This window comes from Neorhizobium sp. DAR64862/K0K3 (genome assembly GCF_050500185.1).
Lineage (GTDB): Bacteria > Pseudomonadota > Alphaproteobacteria > Rhizobiales > Rhizobiaceae > Neorhizobium > Neorhizobium soli.
This window is the reverse complement of record NZ_CP191450.1, coordinates 1212464-1234589: the sequence shown is the minus strand read 5'-3', so window position 1 is coordinate 1234589 and position 22126 is coordinate 1212464. Positions and strand designations below refer to the sequence as shown.

Annotated in this window: 15 protein-coding genes and 1 pseudogene; 9 read left to right on the top strand and 7 right to left on the bottom strand. The window is 59.5% G+C overall.

All coding sequences use genetic code 11. From position 1 onward, the window contains the following. Positions 1-47: 47 nt before the first annotated feature. The 4 genes and pseudogenes from ACQY1L_RS22500 to ACQY1L_RS22485 all read right to left on the bottom strand — a co-directional run bounded on the left by ACQY1L_RS22500 (position 48) and on the right by ACQY1L_RS22485 (position 7948). Entirely contained in the window at positions 48-2285 is a 2238-nt protein-coding gene (locus tag ACQY1L_RS22500; protein ID WP_430244679.1) for a glycosyltransferase, read from the bottom strand. Next, positions 2282-5515 (bottom strand): glycosyltransferase, encoded by a 3234-nt coding sequence (locus tag ACQY1L_RS22495; RefSeq protein WP_430262053.1) that lies wholly within the window; start codon positions 5513-5515, stop codon positions 2282-2284. Before ACQY1L_RS22495 ends, ACQY1L_RS22500 begins: the two co-directional genes overlap by 4 nt. A 52-nt stretch (positions 5516-5567) precedes the next feature. Further along, a pseudogene (locus tag ACQY1L_RS22490) lies at positions 5568-6734 on the bottom strand (glycosyltransferase family 1 protein); the annotation flags it as partial. Positions 6735-6805: 71 nt separating this feature from the next. Beyond that, on the bottom strand, positions 6806-7948 hold the full coding sequence (locus tag ACQY1L_RS22485; RefSeq protein WP_430244675.1) for a glycosyltransferase: 1143 nt from the start codon (positions 7946-7948) through the stop codon (positions 6806-6808). A 216-nt stretch (positions 7949-8164) separates the two neighbouring features. Between ACQY1L_RS22485 and ACQY1L_RS22480 the strand changes: the two genes are divergently transcribed. After that, positions 8165-9838: an FAD/NAD(P)-binding protein gene (locus ACQY1L_RS22480; protein WP_430244673.1), complete on the top strand. Its 1674-nt coding sequence runs from the start codon at positions 8165-8167 to the stop codon at positions 9836-9838. Between the two features lie 4 nt (positions 9839-9842). Here the strand turns inward: ACQY1L_RS22480 and ACQY1L_RS22475 are convergent, their stop codons facing one another. Continuing rightward, positions 9843-10574, bottom strand: coding sequence for an MOSC domain-containing protein (locus ACQY1L_RS22475; protein ID WP_430244670.1), 732 nt, complete (start codon positions 10572-10574; stop codon positions 9843-9845). A gap of 99 nt (positions 10575-10673) precedes the next feature. On the opposite strand from ACQY1L_RS22475, the gene ACQY1L_RS22470 reads away from it, so the two are divergent. From ACQY1L_RS22470 to ACQY1L_RS22440, 7 genes are all read left to right on the top strand, one after another. Then, entirely contained in the window at positions 10674-11075 is a 402-nt protein-coding gene (locus ACQY1L_RS22470; protein WP_062458772.1) for an NUDIX hydrolase, read from the top strand. A gap of 174 nt (positions 11076-11249) precedes the next feature. Continuing rightward, positions 11250-13073: a 4-alpha-glucanotransferase gene (gene malQ, locus ACQY1L_RS22465; protein ID WP_430244668.1), complete on the top strand. Its 1824-nt coding sequence runs from the start codon at positions 11250-11252 to the stop codon at positions 13071-13073. A 161-nt stretch (positions 13074-13234) separates the two neighbouring features. Continuing rightward, on the top strand, positions 13235-14149 hold the full coding sequence (locus ACQY1L_RS22460) for a hypothetical protein (RefSeq protein WP_430244666.1): 915 nt from the start codon (positions 13235-13237) through the stop codon (positions 14147-14149). A gap of 240 nt (positions 14150-14389) precedes the next feature. Then, on the top strand, positions 14390-15400 hold the full coding sequence (locus tag ACQY1L_RS22455; RefSeq protein WP_062460387.1) for an HWE histidine kinase domain-containing protein: 1011 nt from the start codon (positions 14390-14392) through the stop codon (positions 15398-15400). A 70-nt stretch (positions 15401-15470) separates the two neighbouring features. Further along, positions 15471-16052, top strand: a complete 582-nt coding sequence (recX, locus tag ACQY1L_RS22450) for a recombination regulator RecX (protein WP_430252903.1) — start codon at positions 15471-15473, stop codon at positions 16050-16052. Positions 16053-16489: 437 nt separating this feature from the next. Next, positions 16490-17437, top strand: coding sequence for a class I mannose-6-phosphate isomerase (locus tag ACQY1L_RS22445; protein ID WP_430244664.1), 948 nt, complete (start codon positions 16490-16492; stop codon positions 17435-17437). Beyond that, entirely contained in the window at positions 17434-19722 is a 2289-nt protein-coding gene (locus ACQY1L_RS22440) for a glycosyltransferase family 4 protein (protein WP_430244661.1), read from the top strand. Before ACQY1L_RS22445 ends, ACQY1L_RS22440 begins: the two co-directional genes overlap by 4 nt. A 72-nt stretch (positions 19723-19794) precedes the next feature. On the opposite strand, the gene ACQY1L_RS22435 is transcribed toward ACQY1L_RS22440, so the two are convergent. Then, complete coding sequence (locus ACQY1L_RS22435) at positions 19795-19974, bottom strand: hypothetical protein (protein WP_430244658.1); 180 nt, start codon at positions 19972-19974, stop codon at positions 19795-19797. Between the two features lie 39 nt (positions 19975-20013). On the opposite strand from ACQY1L_RS22435, the gene ACQY1L_RS22430 reads away from it, so the two are divergent. Continuing rightward, positions 20014-21060, top strand: a complete 1047-nt coding sequence (locus ACQY1L_RS22430) for a glycoside hydrolase family 130 protein (RefSeq protein WP_430244655.1) — start codon at positions 20014-20016, stop codon at positions 21058-21060. 49 nt (positions 21061-21109) lie between these two features. Here ACQY1L_RS22430 and ACQY1L_RS22425 read toward each other — a convergent pair whose 3' ends face one another. Continuing rightward, positions 21110-22036, bottom strand: a complete 927-nt coding sequence (locus ACQY1L_RS22425; protein WP_113110092.1) for a manganese catalase family protein — start codon at positions 22034-22036, stop codon at positions 21110-21112. Between the last annotated feature and the right edge of the window lie 90 nt (positions 22037-22126).

Genomic DNA, 22126 nt, shown 5'->3' with positions numbered 1-22126 from the left:
GCACACTCGTGCCGCCGTCGCTTGTTTGATATTTCGGCGGTTGGGTCTCAATCAACGCTGCCTTGGATCGCCGACGACAACCCGGGGTCAACCGCTCGGCCCCCTGAAGACACAACGCTTGCTAGCAATCCGTTTTGACAAGCCCGTCCGTCGTCCCATCCCGGATGATTGGCGATCGGGTAAAGGCAAATCCCCTCGAACGGGACACCGGACTGCATGGCACGTTTTGCCTGATCCGAGACATAACGGTACCAAGGCCCACGCCGCTCGTCCTCGATGCCAGTTTCTGCAATCAAAATCGGCTTGCCATAACGCGCGTAGGTTTCGGCAAGGATCCTGCTCAGCGGCTTGTAGCTGGGATGACCGATGTCGATCGGCGGCCCGCCATGGATCCATTGGTTGTTGAAATAGTAGTTGACGCCAATGATATCGAGAAACCGCTCCTGACCGCCGATCTGCGGCCACATGCGGCCGGCGATGAGGTCCCATCCCTGGAACTGCGACTGCCTGTGACCTTCAGCAACGCCTGACTCGAAAGGTCTCGATTGGTCCGCCACGACATTGATAACCGGATCGCAGTGAACGAAGCGCGCGCGGGGGTCGACCAACAGGATTTCCTCCATGGCAGCGATTGCGGCCCGGGCAAGCTGAACCTTGAGCTCGAATCCTCGACCACGCGCGAACGGGTTGAGATAGGCGGCATCTCCGCCGCCCCACGAGAAGAATGAGATTTCGTTGACGGGGCAGTAGAACGGCACTTCGCTTGTGTTGTCGCGAACCAACCGTGCGCAGGCGCCGGCGAAGGCTGCAAACCGATCGACGAATTGCGGCGACCAGATATCGAGATCGTCAGGCCATCCGTAGTGTAAGAGGTCCCAGATGACCTGCGTGCCGGTTTTCTGCGCGGCTTCGATCATCGGCAATACGCTCGACCAGTCATAGGTCCTGGACTTTTCGATCAGATGCCAGCGAAAACCATCGCGGACCGTACGGATTCCAAGTCCTGCAAGCTGACGATAATCCTGCTCCGCAAAGCGATCGTGCTCGATTGCCGCAATCATATCCAGGCGTCGACCGGTTGTTTCGCCGTCAGCGGGACGTAGCCGATGCGTCGAGCATTCGAAACCGCCCATCAGAAACGATTTGAAGATGCCGGTCGGCCCCTGCGGCGATTTCTCCGCAAGGACGTCGCTGAAAAGCTGTGTCCACTGCGGCAACACGGGCTCGATCGAGTAGCTCGCCTCGACCTTGCGCCGCAACGCTTGTCCGAGAGAACGGCGGAAACCTTCGTCGCCCGCAAGTAAGCGGATCTTGTCAGCGACGGCGGCCGGATCGTTATAGGGCACGAAGAGGCCGGAGACCTGGTCGTCGATCTGCTGCTGGGCGCCGTTGTCAGGTGTTGCGATGACGGGCAGGGCGGCGGCACCTGCCTCGGCAATGACATGCGGCATGCCTTCGCCGCGCGACAGCCAGACAAATATGTCGAACGCCGACAGAAGCTCGGCCACATCCTTGCGATCGCCTAAAAACGTGACCCTGTCTGCCAAGCCCAGCCGGCGGGTGAGATCCTTCAAGTGATCGGCATAGTCCGGCATGAAAGCATCGGGTCCGCCGACAATGACGAACTGCGCATGCGCATTGTCTCTGACGACCAGTGCGGCGGCATGGATGAAGTCTTCGACATTCTTTTTCGGATCCAGCCGACCGACCCAGCCGATGACAACCTGCTCGTCCCGCAACCCAAGCTTTGACCGCATGACCGAGCGGTTCGCCGAATTGAACTCGGAGAGATCGACCATCGAGGGTATCTCGAGCGCGTGCTGCTCGCGGCCGGGCATTCTTGACGCAGCCGCGTCGCGGATGGAGCGGCAGACGCCGACATACCGGCTCGTGAGGTGCTTCGGGCCAGCCTCGGCTTCTGACACCAAGCCGCCATGCTCGATCAGTGGTGGACGCAGGTGGAGCCGTTCGAGTGCCGGATAGATGTCGGCAACGTTCTGGCTGGAAACGACGATGTCGTATCCAGGAACCTTGCCGGCCAGATAGCCAACCGTGTCCTCGAAGGACAGATCGTAAGGCGTCGTATCGACATCGACCCCGAGCGCCCGCAGTTGCTCGTGGGTCTGCTCCGGCATTCCGGGCTTGCGGAAGCAGGCAACGACGTCGATCCGGTAGAGGGCAGGATCGAGGTTTGCCGCGAGGAGCCGCACTTCGGTCTCCTCGCCGCCGACCACCAACCACGCGAAGACGAACAGAATCCGTACAGGCTGAGGTTCAGGTGTCATTCGCTCACCTTGAAGACAACCTGCAGGAATTCCGGACGGTTTTCGATCAGGTCCGTCAGGAAGGCCGGCGCGTCGTCCATCGGAATGACGTGGGTGATCATCTGCTCGCGGATGATGTCGCCATGCGTCCGGAGAAGATCGACCGTTGCGCGGGCAAGGCGGCCGCGGTTCCAGAGCGCACCAAGACCACGCGGAACGCGGTTGATCTGCGCGCAACGGATGTTGAGGCCGTTGTGGTGGAACTCTTCGCCCAACCGCAACTGATCAGCGCCGCCCTGGTAGAAGGCAAGGTCGATCACCGTGCCCTGAGGCCGCAGGGCTTTCAACGCTGTGTTGAGGCTGCCTGAATACGCACGTGTCTGGAACACCAGATCTGCACCGCGTCCCATCGCGCCATCATGCCAGCGGGCCTTGGCATGCTGCCACGCGTGCTCCTCGGTCATGGCCTGAAGGCCCATCGCTTCCGCTTTTTGACGGCGGAACTCCGATGGGTCGGTCACGATAACCTCGGATGCACCCAGGGATTTCGCAAACAGGGCAGTCATCAGCCCCACTGTGCCGGCGCCGATCACGATAACCGGGCGATCCTTCACGCCCGCACCGAGGAAGGGCACGTGAGCCCCATAGGCTTCGGCATCGGCATGCAGAATGCCGTTTGCGGCAATCGGCCCCATCTGAGCGACGAGGACGCCGAGCACGGGATCTATTTCGGCCGGCAACGGCACCAGCAGATCGTGGAACGGGTTGGCCGTGTGGCCCGATTTATGGCCGTAGGCGGATGCGACCACCTCGCCTTGCGCGAAACCGCCTGTGCGCGACTCTGAGACCCTGGCGACTTCCATGTAGCCGAGGAACGGGACCGGATAGTGCAGGTCCGGTTCGTTCTCGATAAACACCCCGCGCTCGCCGTCAAAGCGTGAGCGGAAATAGGGATTGGTGTTTTTGAGGAACGTCAGTTCCGTCCCTGCGGAAAGACCGGTGTAGAGCGTGTCGAGCCGAACCTGGCCATCGCCGGGAGGGCCTTCCTCGTATTCGAAGAAATAGGACCGCCCTGGGGCATCGACGCCGAGTGAGCGGATGATCCGGTGGCCAGGTGCCAAGCCCGGCGCGGGTGCTTCCGGCCGAGGCTGGAATTGCAGGGGCAAAGGCTCGGGCTGGCGCATCTCTGGCGGCGCGATCGAAACCGGCTTGCCTTCCTGCACGGAGGCAACGACAGCCAGCGCCAGCCGGTGCGTTGCAAGGGCTTCGGAATAGGGGCAGCGGATCCGGTTTTCCCCGCCGCGAACGGCATCGATGAAGTCGCGATCTTCGCGCCACACCGGATCGCCATCAGCTCCGCGGACCGGCCGGCCTCGGCCGACATCCACCATGATGTCGCGGTCGGTAAGCTCGATTGCGAGACGGTCTGCGAAGATGTGAAGCCCGACGCGATGGCTCCAGCCGAGAAGGCAGGTGGAGGCAACGTTTGCGACGACGCCGGTTTCGAATGTCAGAGCGGCCGTCGTCACGGTGGGCACGTCGAGGCCCGGAAATTCGGGCCTGTCCGTGTGACCGGCACGTCCGTAAACCTCGGTCACCTCACCAACAAGAAAGCGCGCAAGGTCGAGAAGATGGGTCGCCTGCTCCACCATCTGTCCGCCGGACTTGTCCTGCTTCCACCACCACTGCGGCGGAGGCGTGCTATCCAGCCAGTAGCCGGACAGAAGCTGGGCGGGATTGTCCTTTAGGAGATTGCGGGCCTCATCGACGATGTCGAGGTAGCGCCAGTGGTAGCCGACGCCGGTCACGAGACCCTTCGCCGTCACGGCAGCCGAGATCTCTTCGGCCGTCTCGATGTCGAGCGAAACCGGCTTTTCGACGAAGAAAGGAATGCCGCGCTCGATCAGGTCTCGCTCCGGTTCCCCGTGCGCAAACGGCGGCACGCAGACATAGACGGCATCGGGGCGGACGGCGTCCAGCATGTCGCGGTGGTGGGCGAAGGATTTCGCTCCGAAGCGCGCTGCGGCCTGATCGGCGCGGCCGATTTCCGGATCCGCGAACCCGACGAGTTCCACATCGTCGAAGCCGGAGATGACATCGAGATGGCGGTGCGCGATACCTCCAACGCCGATAAAGGCGAGGCGTGTCTTCTGCATGGATAGGTCCTTTTGCATGAGATTGGCAGGCTGGGAAATGAACTGGTCGTAGACCGCTCTCGTTTCCCTCGCCATGCGATGTGCGGAAAAGTGATTGTCGAAGCGGACGCGCGCAGCCTCGGCGACATGCGCAAGTCTCTGCCGATCCGAAAGCGCCGCGATGACGACAGAGGCCATTGAAGCGGAACTGCCGGGTGTGGAGAAAAGTGGGTGGTCCTCCCCGAGCGCCTCGACGGTGCCGCCGATCCGGGTGGCAACGACCGGGCAGCCGAGCGACATCGCCTCGAGCACCGCAAGCGGCAGGCCTTCGAACAACGATGGCAGAACGAAGAGGTCGCCAAGAGCGATGATGTTGGCGACATCCGGGCGATGTCCGGTAAATCGAATGCGGTCGGAGATGCCGAGCTCATCCGCCAATGCCCCGAGCCTCAAGCGTTCCTCCCCGGATCCGACCAGAATAAGGCACAAGGAGGGATGCGCCTCCAGAATCTGCGGCATCGCTTCGAGGAGGGTCTTGTGATCCTTCTGCGCGGTCAACCGGGCAATGGTCACGAGCACGATCTCGTCACGCACATCGAGGTCCCGACGAAGTGCGTCGCCTGTTGCCGTCTGCTGCGGCACGAAGATACCGTTGTGGATAACCGTCAGTCGGTCGGGCGCAATGTGCCCGCGAAAACTGTCCCGGGAGGCTTCCGAAACCACGACGTGATGGGCGACATCCCGCGTGCGTCGCTGATACTCGTCCTGCTGGTCGCGGTCGGTGAGGAGATAAGGAAGATGCTCCGTGCGAATGACCGGGATACCGGCTCGGTTCGTGGCCTCGACCAGCGCGTGCCCCTCCCATCCGATCCCCGCATGGACATGCAGGAGGTCGACATTGCTGCTGGACAGCCATTGAGCAAAGTCATCGATGTCATCCGCAAGTTTGATGCCGAGGCCGAGACGGGCAGCGCGCGGGAGCAATCCTGCCCGGTCTTCCGACAATAGCGCAATGAACGCATCAGCCTGCCCGCACAGCCCGCGCGCCAAGGCAAGCATATGCTCGCCCATGCCCGATGGGTCCAGGCTATCCGTCGCAAGGACTATCCGCGGCATCCTAGTCACGCTCGGAATGCACCAGAATGTCGTTTTTGCCGAGCAGCGCAGATGGCAATGGAGGATCTGCAGCCGTCTGGTCGACGATCATCGCCATGCTCTTGAACGTGGCATCCCAGGACGAGCGCGCGAGCATCCTGTCAACCGCTTCGAGCCAGGACGTATCGGCGAGGGCAATGGCAAGCGCGGCATCGCATCCGCTGACAAAGCTGTCGGCATCGTCGGCAAAAAACACGCCCGGTGTATCACCGTAGGTACGAACGACGTCTGCAATCTTTGTGCTGACGACCGGTCGCCCTGCCGCCAGATATTCAGGCGTCTTGGTGGGGCTGATGAAACGGGTTGCCTCGTTGAGCGCAAACGGCATGAGCGCCGCATCCCAACCCGCCAGATAGGACGGCAGGTCGGCATAGGACTTGTGCCCGAGGTAGTGAATATTGGCCGCGCGAGGCAGATCGGACGGCGATATCTTGGCGATCGGACCGAGAAAAACGAAGGAGTAGTCCGGTCGCGCTGCAGCCGCTGCGCGGATCAGGTCGAGATCGAGGCGTTCGTCGATGACGCCGTAGAAGCCTAACCGTGGGTGAGAGATCTTTGCCTGATCGCTTGGATCGGCAACCGAGTTTCGTGCTGCGCGGAAATGGTGCGAATCGACACTGGATGGGAAGGCATGGATGTTGTCATGCAGATCGCGCTTTGCCTCGTAGAGGCTCACCCCGCCGGTAAAGACCGCGTCCGCGCGCGCCATCAGCGCGTTTTCCATATCCTTCAGCTGAGGCGGCGCAAACTTGAAGTTGGCCAGCTCGTCCATGCAGTCGTAGACAACCGCCGCCGCGTCCACATGCTGCGCGAAAGAATACATCATCGGCGTGTAGAACCAGAGTATCGGCCGCCGACCACCGTGAAGCAGGATGAGATCGTCGAGCAGGCGGCTAAGCGCCCGATCCCGCTCGGCTTCGCTCCACCAATGCGGAACTCTTGGCCGGATCGCCTTGACGGACGTATCGGCGAATGGGTGAATTTCCAGGTAGGCAAGATGATGATCGGTTGGAATAAATTCCTCGAAAAAGAAGACCTGACGATCCTGAGAGAAGCGCTGCATCAGGTGCTGCGGCCGCTGCAGGACAAAGTCCCAGCGCAGATGCGAGAAGCAGATGAGCGGCGTATCGATAGGCAGGGAGGCATCAGGCGTTTGCGGGAAGGAATTCAGAACGTTCATCAAGCACCTCGAAACAGATGCCGCCAAACAAAGCCTGGACAGCAAAGTTCCGGACGCTCATCATAATTCTGTTACCTGTCGTTCATCAAATCTCGCAGGCGGCTGATGCTATGCTGCCACGTCCAGTTTTCCAGCACTGTCTCGCGTGGTTTCATCCCGTCGGCGAGCCCGAGCAGATCCCGGATACCGTCGTGAAAGTCCTGCTCCGAAGCCATTCGGCCCGTCTCCGGCATAATGTATTGTAATCCGCACCGAAGCGCGCTGTTGGCGAGGACGGGAATGCCGGCCAGCATATATTCGGTGAGAATGGCAGGTGCTCCGTCGTCGACGCCGCAGACGACGCCGATCCGTGACTGGTTCATCAACCGGTTGACGTCGTCGAAGGCTATTCCCGGCGGCTCAATGAAATCGACATTGATGCCCAGCGCGTCCGCATGGCGCCTCAACTCCGGTACGAGTTCTCCGTAACCGAAGACGCAAAGGGTTCGGAGCGACCGCGGTAGCTTACCCAGCGCTTCGAAGAGCATGTCGTGGCGCTTGTAGGGCTGGGCGGCGGCCACATAGATCACGTCATAGATCTTGGGAAGGTTCAGCGGCCGGAATGTCATCTCGGATGCGAATTCGGGTCCGATCGGCATCACGACTGTGCGCATGTCAGGATGCCGGGTGCGAACAACCTCCGACTGCCACTCCGCTCCCGTGATCACGAGATCGAAATGACGGCTGACCTCGAACGGCACGCGAAGTGCCGGGGCGTCGATGGAGTTGTAGATCTTAAAGCTGTCGCGGCAGGCAAGCATGATCTCCTCGCTCACCCCAAGTCCCCAGACACACAGTATGTCGGGAGCGCCGAACGCCTCGATATGCCCGAGCATGTCGTTCGAGGCAAAGGGAGCCTCCGGACCGTTCATCCGGAATGAACGGCGCACCAGCGACGGATTGCCGGAACGCCACTCTGGCGGAGGATCACCGCCGCACCAATGCGTCCAGATTTCCGCGCAATCGACCAGCCCGTCCTTGAGGGCTGCGAGTGGAAGCCGCTCGATATAGCCGCCGTCGACAACCACGTCGTTCGTATCCGGAATGGACAGGGGAGGAGATCCGCGTGAACCTGATGACCATAGCGTTTCAAAGCTTCGAGGAGACGGGAGGTCTTCGCCGCTCCAGCTTCCATCCTGAAAATCACTGATGACGACAATACGCCGTGGTCTCATGCACGTCTCTAATCTTTGACACTGAAGAACGGGATGGCGATGTTCGACGTCACAAACTTCCGGAAATGGGAACGGTTCCACCGTCAGGCAGACATACAGCCGGACCTTAATCCTGACGTGGAGCGGCGATCGTTGCGTCGTGACGGAACCTCGAGGCATCAGCCTTGTTGGCGCAGTCTCCAGACTTTCTGGTTCCTGTAAGGATAGATCGGGCATATGGCATTGAGAGTTGCAATCATCGGATCCGGTCCGACCGGCATCTACACGCTGAAGGGCCTCATCGGGAAGTCTGAACCGCTCGAGATCACCATCTTCGAAAGCGACGCGGAACCCGGCAAGGGAACCCCCTATCGCCCCGATCTCAACGATGCGGCGATGCTCTCCAACATTGCCAGCATCGAGCTGCCGCCAATCTCCGAAACGTTGACCGAGTGGCTTCGCCGTCAGACGGATATGGAGTTGCAGCATCTCGGCGTCGAACGCGATGCCATCAGCGAGCGGGAGTTTTATCCGCGCGTGGTTCTAGGAGAGTTCCTGCACGCGCAGTTCCAGCAGCTTCTGAATGCCGCCACCGCCAACGGCCACGCCATCCACCTCAAGGCGCGGCATCGTGTCGTCGATATCGAGCTGCGCGCAGACGATATCCGGTTGAGCGTAAAAGCCTTGGACGACGAACCGGCGGAATTCGGTTTCGATCACGTGGTGATGGCAACGGGCCACGACTGGCCGGAGACCACCGAGGTGCGGCCCGGATACTTCATCTCGCCCTGGCCGGCACCGCTTCTCAAAACCATACCTCCATGCAATCTCGGCATTCTGGGCACGTCGCTGAGCGGCATCGATGCGCTGATCACCGTCTCGACTGCGCATGGTGCCTTCATGCTCGATGGGCAGGGTGATCTTCAATACGAGCCCCTTCCGGGAACCGAAGCCTTCCGCGCAACGATGATGTCGCGCAAAGGGGTGCTGCCAGAAGCCGACTTCTACTGCGAGATCCCGTACCGCCCGCTGACATTCTGTACCGAACCGGCGATCGAAAACGCGATCGCCACGCGGAAGCTAGATCTTTTGGATGCGATCTTCGACCTGTTCAAGCAGGAGCTGGTGGCCTGCGATCCGGATTATGCAGCAAGCATCGGCCTGTCACTTCTGACCGTTGAGACGATCGCGCCTGCCTATTTCCGCGCTCGGGAAACCAACGACCCGTTTGCCTGGGCTGCTCGCAACCTCGCCGAAGCGGATCTGAACAAGAAGCTGAAGCAGACGGTGGAATGGCGCTATGCCATCCTGCGGATGCATGAGGTGATTGCGAAGGCGATACCGCATCTGGACGCTGATGACCTCACGCGGTTCCACAAGCACTTCAAGACCGTCTTCATCGATGACTACGCGACGGTTCCGCATGAATCGATCCGCCGATTGCTCGCTCTCCATCGCACCGGCAAGCTTGAGATCGTGGCACTCGGAAATAACAGCGAGATCGACAACAAGAGCGTGGAGCGGGGCGCTGTAGTTCGCACGGAAGGACGGGAGCTTCGGTTTGAGGCTTTCATCGACGCCACAGGACAGCACGAGCTGTCGGCCCGCGACATTCCGTTCCCGACGCTCGTTGGCCAGGGTGTCGTTCGAAAAGCGGCAACAAAGGCTGCGTTTTCTCTTGATGGCGCCGAGCAGGAGATCGTCCGGACAGGAGGGATCGATCTCGACGACGATTTCCGGCTGGTGTTCGAAGACAATCTCTCGAACAACCTCTACTGCGGTTCGATCGCTTTTCTGCTGCACAAGCTTCCGTTCGTGCAGGGAATCACCAGCGCACGCGATATCGGCGAGGTGATTTCGAAAGCGATCCTGAAATCGAACGTGCCGCCTCTGATCATCGCGCAAGCTTAAGGCGTCAGCCCGTCACGATCTCGACCGGGTCACCCAATGTCAGCTTCCCGGATATCTCGACATCGCCGTAAATGCCGAAGTTTCGCCTGTTTTGTCGCAAAAGCGAGCGAAGCACGTCGGGGTTTTCGGGAAGCCCGGGTTGCGCGATCAGCGTCATTCCGCACCGCTTGGCTTCTTCGCAGATGTGGATGGTCGCTCCTCCCATCTGCAACCTGCATCCAAGCCATGACTTCTCCTCAAAGCCCTCGGCCGCAGGCGTTCGCAGCACGACGTTGGGGCGAAACCGGCGGCTGTCGATATCGTCGGTTCCGACGATCGTGGACAAGTGTCGAAGTGAGTTGGTCGTCACGAGATGGACCGGGCTCACTTCATAACGGTTGACGGCCGTCTGTGCATCGCCGGTCGCGACATAGGGACGCGTTTCGACCTCGAAGCCGAAATAAAGGGTCAGCTTCGCATCGGTATCTCTCTCTCCGACACGCAGCCACTCCCCATCCGGAAGTCCGATTTCAGGCCGGTCTCGACCTGATCTCGAGTGGAGGAAAAGTGCCGGTTTCCAGCGAGCTTCTTTCTCGGGCGCCGCCGGATGGCCGGACTGCGCATCAGCAACGCACCATGAACGATCGCCCTCGATTCCGTCCGTTCCCAGCTCGACGGAGGTCAAACGCTCGCCGCCAAGCGAGCTTACCGGGTAGCGCCAGATCTCTTCGATAGTCCCAAATTGCGGCGGTGCCATTCATACCCTCGTCAATGCGTCTCAAGGGCAGGGAACTGAATTTGCCACAGGTGGTTCCCTCAATGCCTGCGAACGCTTCGACAGGACAGAGGAGAAACAATGGCGAAGATCGTATGCGCAGGTTTTGTCGGAAATGGAAAGATCCTGCTTGTCCGGCGCGCATCGCACCGAAAGTGGTCGGCAAATTTGTGGGATCTGGTCGGCGGTCATGTCGAAAAAGGCGAGGGCCTGGACGAGGCTCTGGTGCGGGAATGCGAGGAAGAGGTGGGGCTCACGCCACTTGCCTTCAACAAGGTCGCGACATTGTACGAGAGCCGTGACGAAAAGCAGAAATCGCCCTTCCACACCTATGCGGTACCGCTCTGGAAAGGTGGACAGGCTTCCCTGCTCGGCACCGAGCATTCCGAATTGGGCTGGTTTGGCCGGGAAGACCTCGAGGCAATGGAACTGGCCATGCCGGAGTACCGCTCTGTCATCCTGCAAATGCTGCAGGACTCGTAGCGCAATTTCGTCCGCTGCAGCGTGATGTACCTCGCAGAGCAGAAACTCTTTCCTAGTCCGGGCATTGCGCCGGGGAACTTCCTCAACCCGCAGACGGTTTGGGCTCAGAAATCGACGTTGGAGGAAAGCTGCATGCTTTGCCTGCCGACCGTATAATATTGACGAGGTGGGCTAATGAAGCAGAATATTGACGACGCCATGCTCGATCGGGGCCAGAGCTCCGAGGCCTACGATATCGAAAACAAAAGACCCTCACCCCAGGGCAATGACGTGCCCGTTTCGACAGCCGGCCGGGCGAAAATCCTCGCGTCGCTGGAGCGGTACCCGCAAAACAGCGACCAGGACCAGACCGCCTCGGTCGAAGCTTCCGGTCAACCCCAGTGCTTTCTTCCTGATCTGCAGGGCGAGCGGGTCTGGGGCGTGGCGCTGCAGCTTTACGAACTGAGATCGCGCCGAAACTGGGGGATCGGCGATTTTGACGACCTGTCCACTTTCATCGATCTCGCCGCAGGCTGGGGTGCCGATTTCGTCGGTCTCAATCCGCTGCACGCGCCGTTCATGGCCGCTGCCGAACGATGCAGTCCTTACGAACCCTCCAACCGGCGTTTTCTCAATCCCCTCTACATTGCTGTCGATCGGATCGACGGCTTCGCAAGCTCGCCTGAGCTGGAGGAAGATATTGCCCGGTTGCAACGAACGGAACTGGTTGACTACGGGCATGTCGCGCGGATCAAACGCGAGGTGCTCTACAGGATCTGGACAACAGAAAAACGCCGAGAGGACCCCGCGTTTCTGGATTTCTGCCGGGAAGGCGGCGCTGAACTGAGGTTGCACGCCCTGTTCGAGGCGATCTCGGAGACCCTTGTCGCATCTGGGGGCAGCGTCGGTTGGAAGGCGTGGCCGCAAGAATATCAGGATCCGCAGTCGGAGACGGTAAAGCTGTTTGCGGAAACGCACGGCGATCGCGTCGATTTCCACCTGTGGCTCCAGTATCTGGCGCATGGGCAGCTCACCGAGGTTTCAGCTCGTGCAAAAGCTGCAGGCATGCGCGTCGGCCTCTATCTCGACGTCGCCGTCGGCGAGGCACTGGACGGATCGGCCACCTGGAGCAGTCGTCATGCCTATGTCGAAGGTGCCAGCATCGGCAGTCCGCCAGATCCCATGGCGGTTTATGGTCAGGACTGGCACCTTGCAGCGTTTCACCCTTCGGCGATCGCTTCGGGAAATCAGTCCCCATTTGAGACCACGATGGAAGGTGTCATGCGCTACGCGGGCGCGGTTCGCATCGATCATGCAGCAGCTCTGCGGCGCCTTTTCCTTGTGCCATCGGGAGAAAGCCCCGAAGAGGGTGCCTATGTCGGCTACCCCCAACAAGCGTTGATCAACACGCTTGCGGACCTCTCCAACACATATGGCTGCCTCGTCATCGGAGAAGATCTCGGCAATCTGCCGCAAGGGCTGCAGGGAGAATTGGAGGCTGCCAACATTCTCTCCTACAGAATTCTCTCCTACGAGCAGGGAAAGCAGGGCTTCCATCCGCCCGACCAGTATCCGGCGCTGGCCTTGGCATGTGTATCAACCCATGACCACCAGACGTTTTCCGGCTGGTGGCGTGCAGCTGACGTCATGATGCGGGAAAAGAACGATCTCGTGCCCGAAGACGCTGCCCGTCAGCAGAAGAGCGAGAGAAAGAGCGAAAGGCGCGACGTGCTTTCCGCATTTCGGGCGGCCGATCTTATGGGGTCGGAAGCGGTCGATCACTCCAGTCGTAGAAATCTGGCGGCGACTGCCCATGCCTTCGTTGCCAGAACGCCATCCCTCCTGATGGCTGTACGGCTCGCCGATCTCACGGACGAAAAGCAGCCCACCAACGTCCCTGGCACGAGCGACAGTTATCCGAATTGGAAACCGAAACTGTCCGTCATGCTGGAAGAGCTCGACGCACTCCCGGAACTGCATGACATCCTGGGTGAGGTTGCGGCCGCGCGGCGAAAATAAAAGCTAGGTCTTGGGAGCAATAGAAGCGCGCCGTCACTCGGTGACGGCGCGCTTCCGATGCGATGATCCTGCGTCCGCTCGTCTGCCGGCTCTAATGTTGGGGCAAAAGGAACAACCGAAACCTCTGCATGTTCTCCCCGTGCAACGAATCGGAGTTTCATTTGTCCATTTCATCGAACGACACGAATTTTGCGGCGCGCGATGCCGCCATAGCGATCAACACCTACACGACCGTCCTTCGTCGTCCAAAAGTGCCGCACGAAACGTTCGCCAATTATTGGCGCGATGTGCATGGACCGCTCTGTTCCCGAATCCCCGGGCTTGGATGGTATGTACAAAACCACTTCAACCGCGAACAGGACGCGCATCTCTGGCCTGAAATCGAAGGAGTTTTGCCATTTGAAAACTATGTCCTGGATGGCGGCGTCGAGATCGGCTTCGAGACGGCGGCCGACCAGGAGGAATTCAATGACGCCTGCTCGATCCTGTTTGCGGACGAGCAGAACATGTTTGCAGCAACCGTTGCCTATGCCCTTCCCAAGGGCTCAACCACACTCATCGATCGCAGCGCCGAGCCAGTTCCCAACGGAGACGACGGACTTGATCGCATCCATGTCCATCTCGGCTCCAGGACAGGCGATGCGTTCGCCTTTGTAACGTTCATGACGAACCTTGCCGAGAAGATTTCCTCAGACCCTGCCGCTATGAAAGTGCGTCTGCACCTGCCCGATGTCTACGACAACGCAAAACCCGCACCGCCTGCTCCCGGCGTCGATCATACTGTTCCAGACGAGCGCCGGCACATTGCGGTGTTGGAGCTCGCATTCGCCAGCCCGCTTGCTCGTCGGCAGTTCTACGGCGGCGATCTGTTCCAGAGCACGCTCTCCGACCAGAAAGCCCAGATCAGCCATGCGACTGCCTTCGCAGTAAGCGGCATCTATACCTATGTCCGCGACAAGCAGCTGACGACCGCGGGATTGAGAGGAAGCCGACAGGCGCAGCTGGTCGAGACGCTGGGAGCCGCCAACCAGGTCTCCGACGATGTTCGCACCCTTCTTCATAAGGGCGAATTGTAAGACTGGCTGTCGGTGCTTTCCTCCGCTGTATGGCTCGGGCGGGAGACGCCGACGATGTGAACTGTCGTCTCGCCGCCAGCTTCGAGATCGGGTCGCCTATGGCGGCTCGACGGGAGGCCGATCTTGTGCCACACGATTTCCACGATCCTCTTTGAATAGGGATTGCAGATAGTGCTAAAATTCCCCAGTTGAGCTGGTTCGTGCCACCACGTTGGGACCGATATGGCGAAAGACCAGTTGATGAAGATCGAGATACCCACAGACAAGATTTCCTCAAGAGAGCGGTATCTCGAAGCCATCGTCCAGAGCGCGATCGACTACGCGATCATTTCGATGGATCTCGATGGTCTCGTGACCAGTTGGAACGAGGGTGCTCGGCGTGTTCTCGGCTGGGATGCAGACGAGATGGTGGGCAGGCCGGCCACAGCTTTCTTCACGCTCGAGGATCGCGAGCAGGGCATTCCGCAACGGGAGATGACTGCCGCCCTGAGCCAGGGGCGTGGTAGCGACGAGCGATGGCATCTGCGCGAGGACGGTTCAACCTTCTGGGCGTCCGGCGAGATGATGGCGTTGCGATCCGATGACGATACCGTCATAGGCTTCATCAAAATCCTTCGCGACAGAACGCAGGAAAGAGAACAGGCCGACCAGCAACGCCTGCTCATGCTCGAGCTCGGTCACCGGATGAAAAACACCATCTCGGTGGTGCAGTCGATTGCAACGCAGTCGATCCGCAATGCGGCCTCGCTCGAAGATGCCGGCGAGAAGCTCCAGTCGCGCATGTCGGCCTATGCCTCGGCACACGATATTTTGCTCCAGAAGAACTGGGTGAGCGCGACGCTTGGCCAGATCGTGAACGCCGCAACGATCAACATCGGTCTTGAGGGCTCCGACCGCGTCCGGATCGAGGGACCGGAGATCGAGCTTGATCCCCAGGCCGCCCTGTCGTTCTCGCTGGTGCTGCACGAGCTTTTCACGAATGCCTCCAAATACGGCGCACTCTCCGAGAGCAATGGTCACATCGATATTGCATGGAGAATCGAAGCCCGGGAGGGAGAGGATTTTCTAATCTCGTCTTGGCGGGAAGTCGGCGGGCCACCCGTCGCTATCCCGACCAGAAAGGGATTTGGCTCTCGGCTCATCGCGTCCAGTCTGAATTCTTACGGAACCGCCACGACCGATTACGAGCCGGATGGTGTCGTCGTGACAACTGCGATGCCCTTGTCCAGGATCCAGTTCGAAAAAACCTGACCGCGGTTGATACAACAAGGTTCTCTGATTGTCAGTTATCGCGTGATACAACTGGAACAAGGACTTGATTTTGGAGCCTTTACCAGACGATAGCAGCAACGAGCTTGCTGAAAAACCCGTATCGGATATCCCGACGACGCGTATGCTGTCATGGGCGCGCAACTCCGCTATCTATCGTCTGTCCAAACGGATGCACACGGAAAAACAGCTCCGGCAAGCGATCACGCGCAAGGCGCGGGAAAAGTTCGAAGACATCGGCGATCGGCAAGTCGAGGCGCTTGCGGCGTTTGCCGTGAAGTTCGGCTATGACAACAGCGCTCTCGATGATCAGGCTTACGCAGAAGTCGCGACCCGTTCTGCGCAACGAAGCGGCCGGTCGAAACGCGCGATTTCGCAGCGGCTCGTGATCAAGGGAATAGACCGGGAAACCGCCTCCGAGGCAGTCGCTGACGTGAACGATCTGCGTGCCGCGGTCGTGCTCGCGCGAAAGCGGGCATTTGGCCCGTTCAGGAGAGTGGAGCTCGATCAGAAACGCAAGGCCAAGGAGCTCGCATCGTTTGCACGCGCAGGCTTCAGCTCGGAAATCGGGAGGCAGGTTTTCGAGATGCATCGCGACGATGCCGAGGTAGTCCTGAGCGAAGACGTGGTGTGAAGGAGCGCCGAACAGCTCTCCGGTCATTGGGGCGATGCTGGCTAGATGTTGCAGCGTATTCCTAAGTCGTGGAAATGCGTGTTGATAGTACACTTTTGCATTTTTCGCGCTTTTAAAGCGTATCTCATCAGTACCAGCTGAATAAATTACCAATATACTTATAATTTAAAAAGTTCTGATGCGTGAAGAATCTTATTTTGTTGCGGTTGGTGGCTGATTTTATTTAAAAATTGAAATTCGCAGGACATAACCCTATATCAGGTATGCCTGCGCAAAGCCTGACAGGCCGCCGGCGCGAATTGCCCGGCGGGTTCCGATATCCCAGGGCGCGTTTCAAAACCTGACATCGTTGCGATAGCGACCGTTCCACCCTGATTTGCTGGCGCAGCTACCGACCTCAGATCGAACTGATCTTAGCGGCATACCCACGAGGTATCATGACGGTAGAACATCTAGGCGTGCAGCCCGCAGCAAAGCCGTGGGGCCGTCGTGAACTGAAGCCGTGGAGCCAGTCGGACGGCACGACTGTCATTGGCGAGCTGCGCTACGCGCGCAACGGTCCAGACCGTGACGCTTCTGCACTGCTGCTCAAGTTGCTGTTCACGTCTCAGGCGCTGTCGATCCAGGTTCATCCGGATGACGCGGCCGCGCAGGGAGTCGGCATGAGGAACGGCAAGACGGAAGCCTGGTACGTCCTTTCTGCTGACGACGGCGCCGAAGTGGGGATCGGGTTGAAAACGCCCGTGTCCACGGAGGTGTTGCGTGACGCCATATCCGACGGTTCGATCGGTGGCCTGCTCAACTGGCAAAAAGCCTATGCGGGCGATGCGTTCTTCGTCCCTGCCGGAACCATCCACGCGATCGGTGCGGGGCTCGTCATTGCCGAAATCCAGCAGGCGAGTGACACGACATACCGTCTTTTCGACTATGGAAGCGCGCGTGAACTCCATATCGAACAGGCAGTTTCCGTGGCGCAGCTGGGACCGGCACCGCGCCAGGAACCGATGCGTCATCTGACGAAAGAGAGAACGCTACTCGTCTCCTGCGACTTCTTCGTGCTTGAGCGGGTGACACTTGCTGCAAACACGCTGTGGCAACTCAGGGCCGAAAGCGAATGCTGGCTCCTTCTCCTTGCGGGCGAAGCGTCGATAGGATCAATGCCGCTGAAGCTTGGTGATGCCGTTTTCCTGGAAGCGGAAGACGCATCGATACGAGCCGGTGCTGATCCGATCACAGCTTTGCTCGCCTTTGCCGGCAAAGACGCCCGGGAAAACTTGCTGCGGGAGGTCGGTCCGCTCCGGGACATGCCGGATCCCAACACGACGACCATTGTTCAACCCTTAGCGGACGTTCCAGCGTTCCCTTCAACGGAGACGCTGTCATGACCCAGACCAGGAAAATCGCTTTCGTCGGCAACTCACTGCCGCGCCGCTGCGGCATCGCGACCTTCACGACGGATCTTGAGCAAGCGGTATCGAAAACCTCGGCAAACGTCGAAACGGCGATTGTTGCCATGACGGATCATGGCCAGGTGTATGACTATCCGCACAGCGTCCATCTGCAGATCGCGGACGACGACCTCGCGGAATATGTCGCAGCCGCGAAATACCTGAACGCTGAGAAATTCGATATCGTCTGCCTCCAGCACGAGTTCGGCATCTTCGGAGGCAATGACGGAAGTCATATCCTGGCGCTGCTGTCACGGCTGACGATGCCTGTCGTAACGACGTTGCATACGGTTCTTGCCGAACCGACACCATCTCAGCGCCGGGTCTTCAACAATATCGTCGATATCTCGTCGAAGGTGGTGGTGATGGCCGCGCGGGGGCGCGAGCTGCTGCAGGAAGTCTATGATGTGCCGGCGGAGAAAATCGAGTTCGTCCCGCACGGAATCCCGGAAATCGCCTTCAGCGAGCCGGACGAGGCGAAGACCAAACTCGGCTTTGAGGGTCGATCCGTTATCCTGACGTTCGGCCTGTTGTCACCCAACAAGGGCATCGAGGTCATGATCGACGCGATGCCGGTGATCCTGCAGAGCAGGCCGGACGCAGTCTACGTCGTGCTTGGCGCGACCCACCCGAATCTTGTGCGGACCGAGGGCGAGACGTATCGACAGTCGCTCGTAGCGCGTGCAAAGGATCTCGGCATCGAAGACCATGTGGTCTTCCTCGACCGTTTCGTCGACCTGCCGACCCTCCTCGACTTCATTTCGATGTGCGACGTCTACGCGACGCCTTATCTCAACGAAGCCCAGATGACCTCAGGCACGCTTGCTTACAGTTTCGGGCTCGGCAAAGCCGTTGTATCGACCCCGTACTGGCACGCGAGCGAGCTCCTTGCGGATGGCTCCGGCGTTCTCGTACCGTTCGGCGATTCCGAGGCGATCGGTCGGGAAATCGCAGCATTGCTGACCGACGATGACAGTCGCAACGCGATACGCCGTCGCGCCTATGCCGCCAGTCGGTCTATGACCTGGCAGCGCACGGGCCAGCGATACCTCTCGCTGTTTGAGGCGGTCATCCAGCCAAAAATCCGGCCCGGTGCTGTCCCGCCAGTTGGCCGCAAGCCGTCGGCCCTCGGCTCGCCCGGTGTGCCCGAGCTCCAGTTCGCGTACCTCTTGTCGATGTGTGACGACACCGGACTATTCCAGCATGCCGTCCATTCTGTCCCGGACCGGTCGCATGGTTACTGCGTCGACGACAATGCCAGGGCGCTGCTGCTTTCAGTCACTCTCATGGCCTCCGGCGAAACCCAGTTGCCCGATATCCTGACCACGCGGTTTGCGTCCTTTGTCCAGCATGCGTGGAACCCGGATCAAAAGCACTTTCGCAATTTCATGGGTTTTGACCGGCGATGGCTGGAAGACAAGGGCTCGGAAGACAGCCATGGCCGCACGCTGTGGGCGCTTGGACAATGCGCACTCAACGACACCAGTTCGGCGAGACGCAACTGGGCTGCCGATCTGTTTGCCGAAGCCCTTCCGACAGCAGTCGATTTCACCTCACCTCGCGCCTGGGCATTCACGTTGCTGGGATTGGACGGATATTGCGCGGCCCGGCGACACGACATCAATGCCCGACGGGTTCGGTCCACTCTTGCAGATCGGCTGATGGCGCTTTTCTCGCGTGTGGCCACACCGGATCGGCCGTGGTTTGAAGAGGGGTTGTCCTATGACAACGCCCGTCTTCCGCAAGCTCTGATCCTTGCGGGTCTGGCCGCTGAGAAGCCAACCCATATCTCCGCTGGCCTGCAGAGCCTGCGCTGGCTGATGACGATGCAGACTGCACGGACAGGGCATTTCCGCCCGGTCGGTTCGGATGGTTTTGGTGATGTCGACTTGCCGCCACAGCATTTCGACCAGCAGCCGGTCGAGGCGGCCGCAACCATCTCTGCCTGCCTGACGGCCTGGCATGCCGAGAAACGCCCTGAATGGCAAAGCAATGCACGGATGGCGTTGGACTGGTTTACGGGTGCCAATGATCTTTCCGTCCCGCTCGTGGATATCGACACCGGAAGTTGTCGCGATGGGCTGCATCGCGCACGCCCCAACGAGAACAGGGGGGCCGAGTCCGTGCTCGCTTACCTCTTAGGCCTCGTCGAATATCGCAGGATCGTGCGAAGCGGCAGTCAATCGGCAACCTCCTCCCAATTGCACGCCCTGAGTGCCTGATCCCGAATTCCGTTCAAATGAAATGAGATCGCTTTGTCAAAAGCCGTTGTTGTCAACCGCCAATCGCTCTTCCTACGACCCGATTCCTCCCGCGTGGTCGTGCGTCCGTTCAAGCCCGCTACCGAACCCCGGGATCTGAATCCGACGGATAAAACCCGGGCGAACCTTATTGTCGATCGGGTGCTGGCGCTGGAACCGCAGGCCGCCGATCTTCTTCTTGCGGACGTGCTCGAGAATTTTGAGGGCCGCCACCGTAACCTCCTGGCGACGTTCGAAGCACGCGCGAAGGAGATGGAAGAAGCCTTTGCGCCGCACACGGTTTTCAGCCCGACGCAGCGACAGCTGATCGGGGCCTACTTCCTCAACGAATATTCGTTTGAAGCCTCGGCACTGTTCAACCCCAGTATCGTCGCTCATCCGGATCAATCGGGCGTGCCGGAGGGTAGCCGCCGGTTTGTCTTGAGCCTGCGAGCCGTCGGCGAGGGGCATGTCTCCTCGTTGACGTTCCGCACGGGACTGATCGCGCCCGATGGCGGCGTGGAGATAGAACCGACTGCACGGCTTGCATCCACCCCAACGATCCAAACGCCACTGTCAGGCTCACCGGATGAGAGCGTCGAACTCAGTTTCAGCGCCGACCAGCATATCAGCGAACGCGTCATCTTTCCGGTGACACCAGCTCAGTCGAACGGCATCGAAGATGCACGCTTCGTCGAATTCGAGACGGAGGAGAATGAGGAAAAGACGTTCTATGCGACCTATACCGCTTACAGCGGCAAGGCCATCCGGTCGGAATTGCTCCAGACCAGCGACTTCATCTCGTTCAAGATGACGCCGTTGACCGGCACCGCGGCGATGAACAAAGGGATGGCGCTGTTTCCGCGGAAGATTGATGGTCGCTACGCGATGATCGGTCGGCAGGACAATGAAAATCTCTACCTGATCTACTCCGACGACCTGCACGAATGGAACGGCGGCCAAGCGATCCTGCGTCCGAAATTTCCCTGGGAGTTCGTACAGATGGGAAATTGCGGATCCCCAATCGAGCTCGACGAAGGATGGTTGCTTCTCACACACGGTGTGGGCCCGGTCCGTCGGTATGCGATCGGGGCCGCACTTCTCGACAAGAAGGATCCCTCGAAGGTTCTCGCCCGGTCACGCGATCCGCTCGTTCGTCCGGAAAAGTCGGAACGTGAGGGGTACGTCCCGAACGTCGTCTACACGTGCGGTGGAATGCGGCACGGCGAGTTGATCATATTGCCATACGCAGTCTGCGATACGGTTTCCAACTTCTCGACGATCAGGATTTCGGAGCTGCTGCAGACCCTGGACGGGTGACACGTCCAACGAAAAACGGCGGGGACCAAAGTCCCCGCCGCCGACTGAATTAACGCGACTTCTTGTAAAGCTTTTCTGCGATCTCGAACATTTCTTCCGGCGCGTAATCCGGCGTGAATGCCGAGGGAACGCCGGTCAACTGGTGGATCTTGCCACCGTCGGGCATGCCATCGATCACTTCGAGTTCGCCCGGAGGATCGTTCGGAAGAGCGACTTCGCCATTGCCCCAGATGCCCGCCATTTCCTTGTAGTCGTTCGGGCTGAACGTGTAGAGCCGGCGATGCGAACCCTCATCCAGGTATTTCTGGCATTCCGGGATCTTGGAAAGCGGAATGTTCGGCGTCGGCAGGAACTTTTCGATTTCAACGCCGGTGATTTTCTTCAGCGCCAACGCGTAGGCATGGGCGTGAACCGAACCGCGCACGAGAAGATAGCCGCAAACTTCGCGACCCGTCGGGTCCGTCAGCGTTTCGTAGACGCGCAGCTTGTGCAGTCGGGCACCGCATTCCAGATGGAAATTGTGCAAGAGATCGACGACGACATTGCCCGTGCTGGTGATGAAATCGTTATTCCACGATACGCCGTTGCTGTTGATCGGAGCCGCTCCACCGCCACCGGACAGAAAAGCCGCGGCCAACCGCATATCCTTCATATCCTCGAAGGGTGCGCCCGAAATATCGCCACCGTCGCCTTCGTCGCCCCCTGGAATGTCCGGGCCGTTGTTGAGCATTCCAACGCCATTGCTGACAAGCTCGACATGGCCAAGTTCTTCTGCAGTGATACTGGCAACAAGGCTGTAGAACGGCTTCAGTTTTTCCTTGGACCGAAAGTTGAAGCTCTGAAACATGTAGTTTCCGAGCGTCGACATTTCTCCATATTTCCCGCCAAGCAATTCCTGGAGTGCTGCGGCAGCATTGGGGTCAGCACGTTTCGGTGCCGGCAGGTTTGCCTGCAGCTGATCAACTCGCATGAACATTGAGGTATTCCTTTGGTTGTAGGTCTCGTCCCAACCACCGGGCAAGATGCTTGTTCCCCGGAAATATTACTCATGCTCAGAATTAACCGT

What these genes read in the sequence shown, in the direction of transcription:
- ACQY1L_RS22500 (WP_430244679.1), bottom strand. Translation starts at nt 2,285, where the DNA reads ATGACACCTGAACCTCAGCCTGTACGGATTCTGTTCGTCTTCGCGTGG.
- ACQY1L_RS22495 (WP_430262053.1), bottom strand. Translation starts at nt 5,515, where the DNA reads ATGCCGCGGATAGTCCTTGCGACGGATAGCCTGGACCCATCGGGCATG.
- ACQY1L_RS22485 (WP_430244675.1), bottom strand. Translation starts at nt 7,948, where the DNA reads ATGAGACCACGGCGTATTGTCGTCATCAGTGATTTTCAGGATGGAAGC.
- ACQY1L_RS22480 (WP_430244673.1), top strand. Translation starts at nt 8,165, where the DNA reads ATGGCATTGAGAGTTGCAATCATCGGATCCGGTCCGACCGGCATCTAC.
- ACQY1L_RS22475 (WP_430244670.1), bottom strand. Translation starts at nt 10,574, where the DNA reads ATGGCACCGCCGCAATTTGGGACTATCGAAGAGATCTGGCGCTACCCG.
- ACQY1L_RS22470 (WP_062458772.1), top strand. Translation starts at nt 10,674, where the DNA reads ATGGCGAAGATCGTATGCGCAGGTTTTGTCGGAAATGGAAAGATCCTG.
- malQ (WP_430244668.1), top strand. Translation starts at nt 11,250, where the DNA reads ATGAAGCAGAATATTGACGACGCCATGCTCGATCGGGGCCAGAGCTCC.
- ACQY1L_RS22455 (WP_062460387.1), top strand. Translation starts at nt 14,390, where the DNA reads ATGAAGATCGAGATACCCACAGACAAGATTTCCTCAAGAGAGCGGTAT.
- ACQY1L_RS22445 (WP_430244664.1), top strand. Translation starts at nt 16,490, where the DNA reads ATGACGGTAGAACATCTAGGCGTGCAGCCCGCAGCAAAGCCGTGGGGC.
- ACQY1L_RS22440 (WP_430244661.1), top strand. Translation starts at nt 17,434, where the DNA reads ATGACCCAGACCAGGAAAATCGCTTTCGTCGGCAACTCACTGCCGCGC.
- ACQY1L_RS22430 (WP_430244655.1), top strand. Translation starts at nt 20,014, where the DNA reads ATGGAAGAAGCCTTTGCGCCGCACACGGTTTTCAGCCCGACGCAGCGA.
- ACQY1L_RS22425 (WP_113110092.1), bottom strand. Translation starts at nt 22,036, where the DNA reads ATGTTCATGCGAGTTGATCAGCTGCAGGCAAACCTGCCGGCACCGAAA.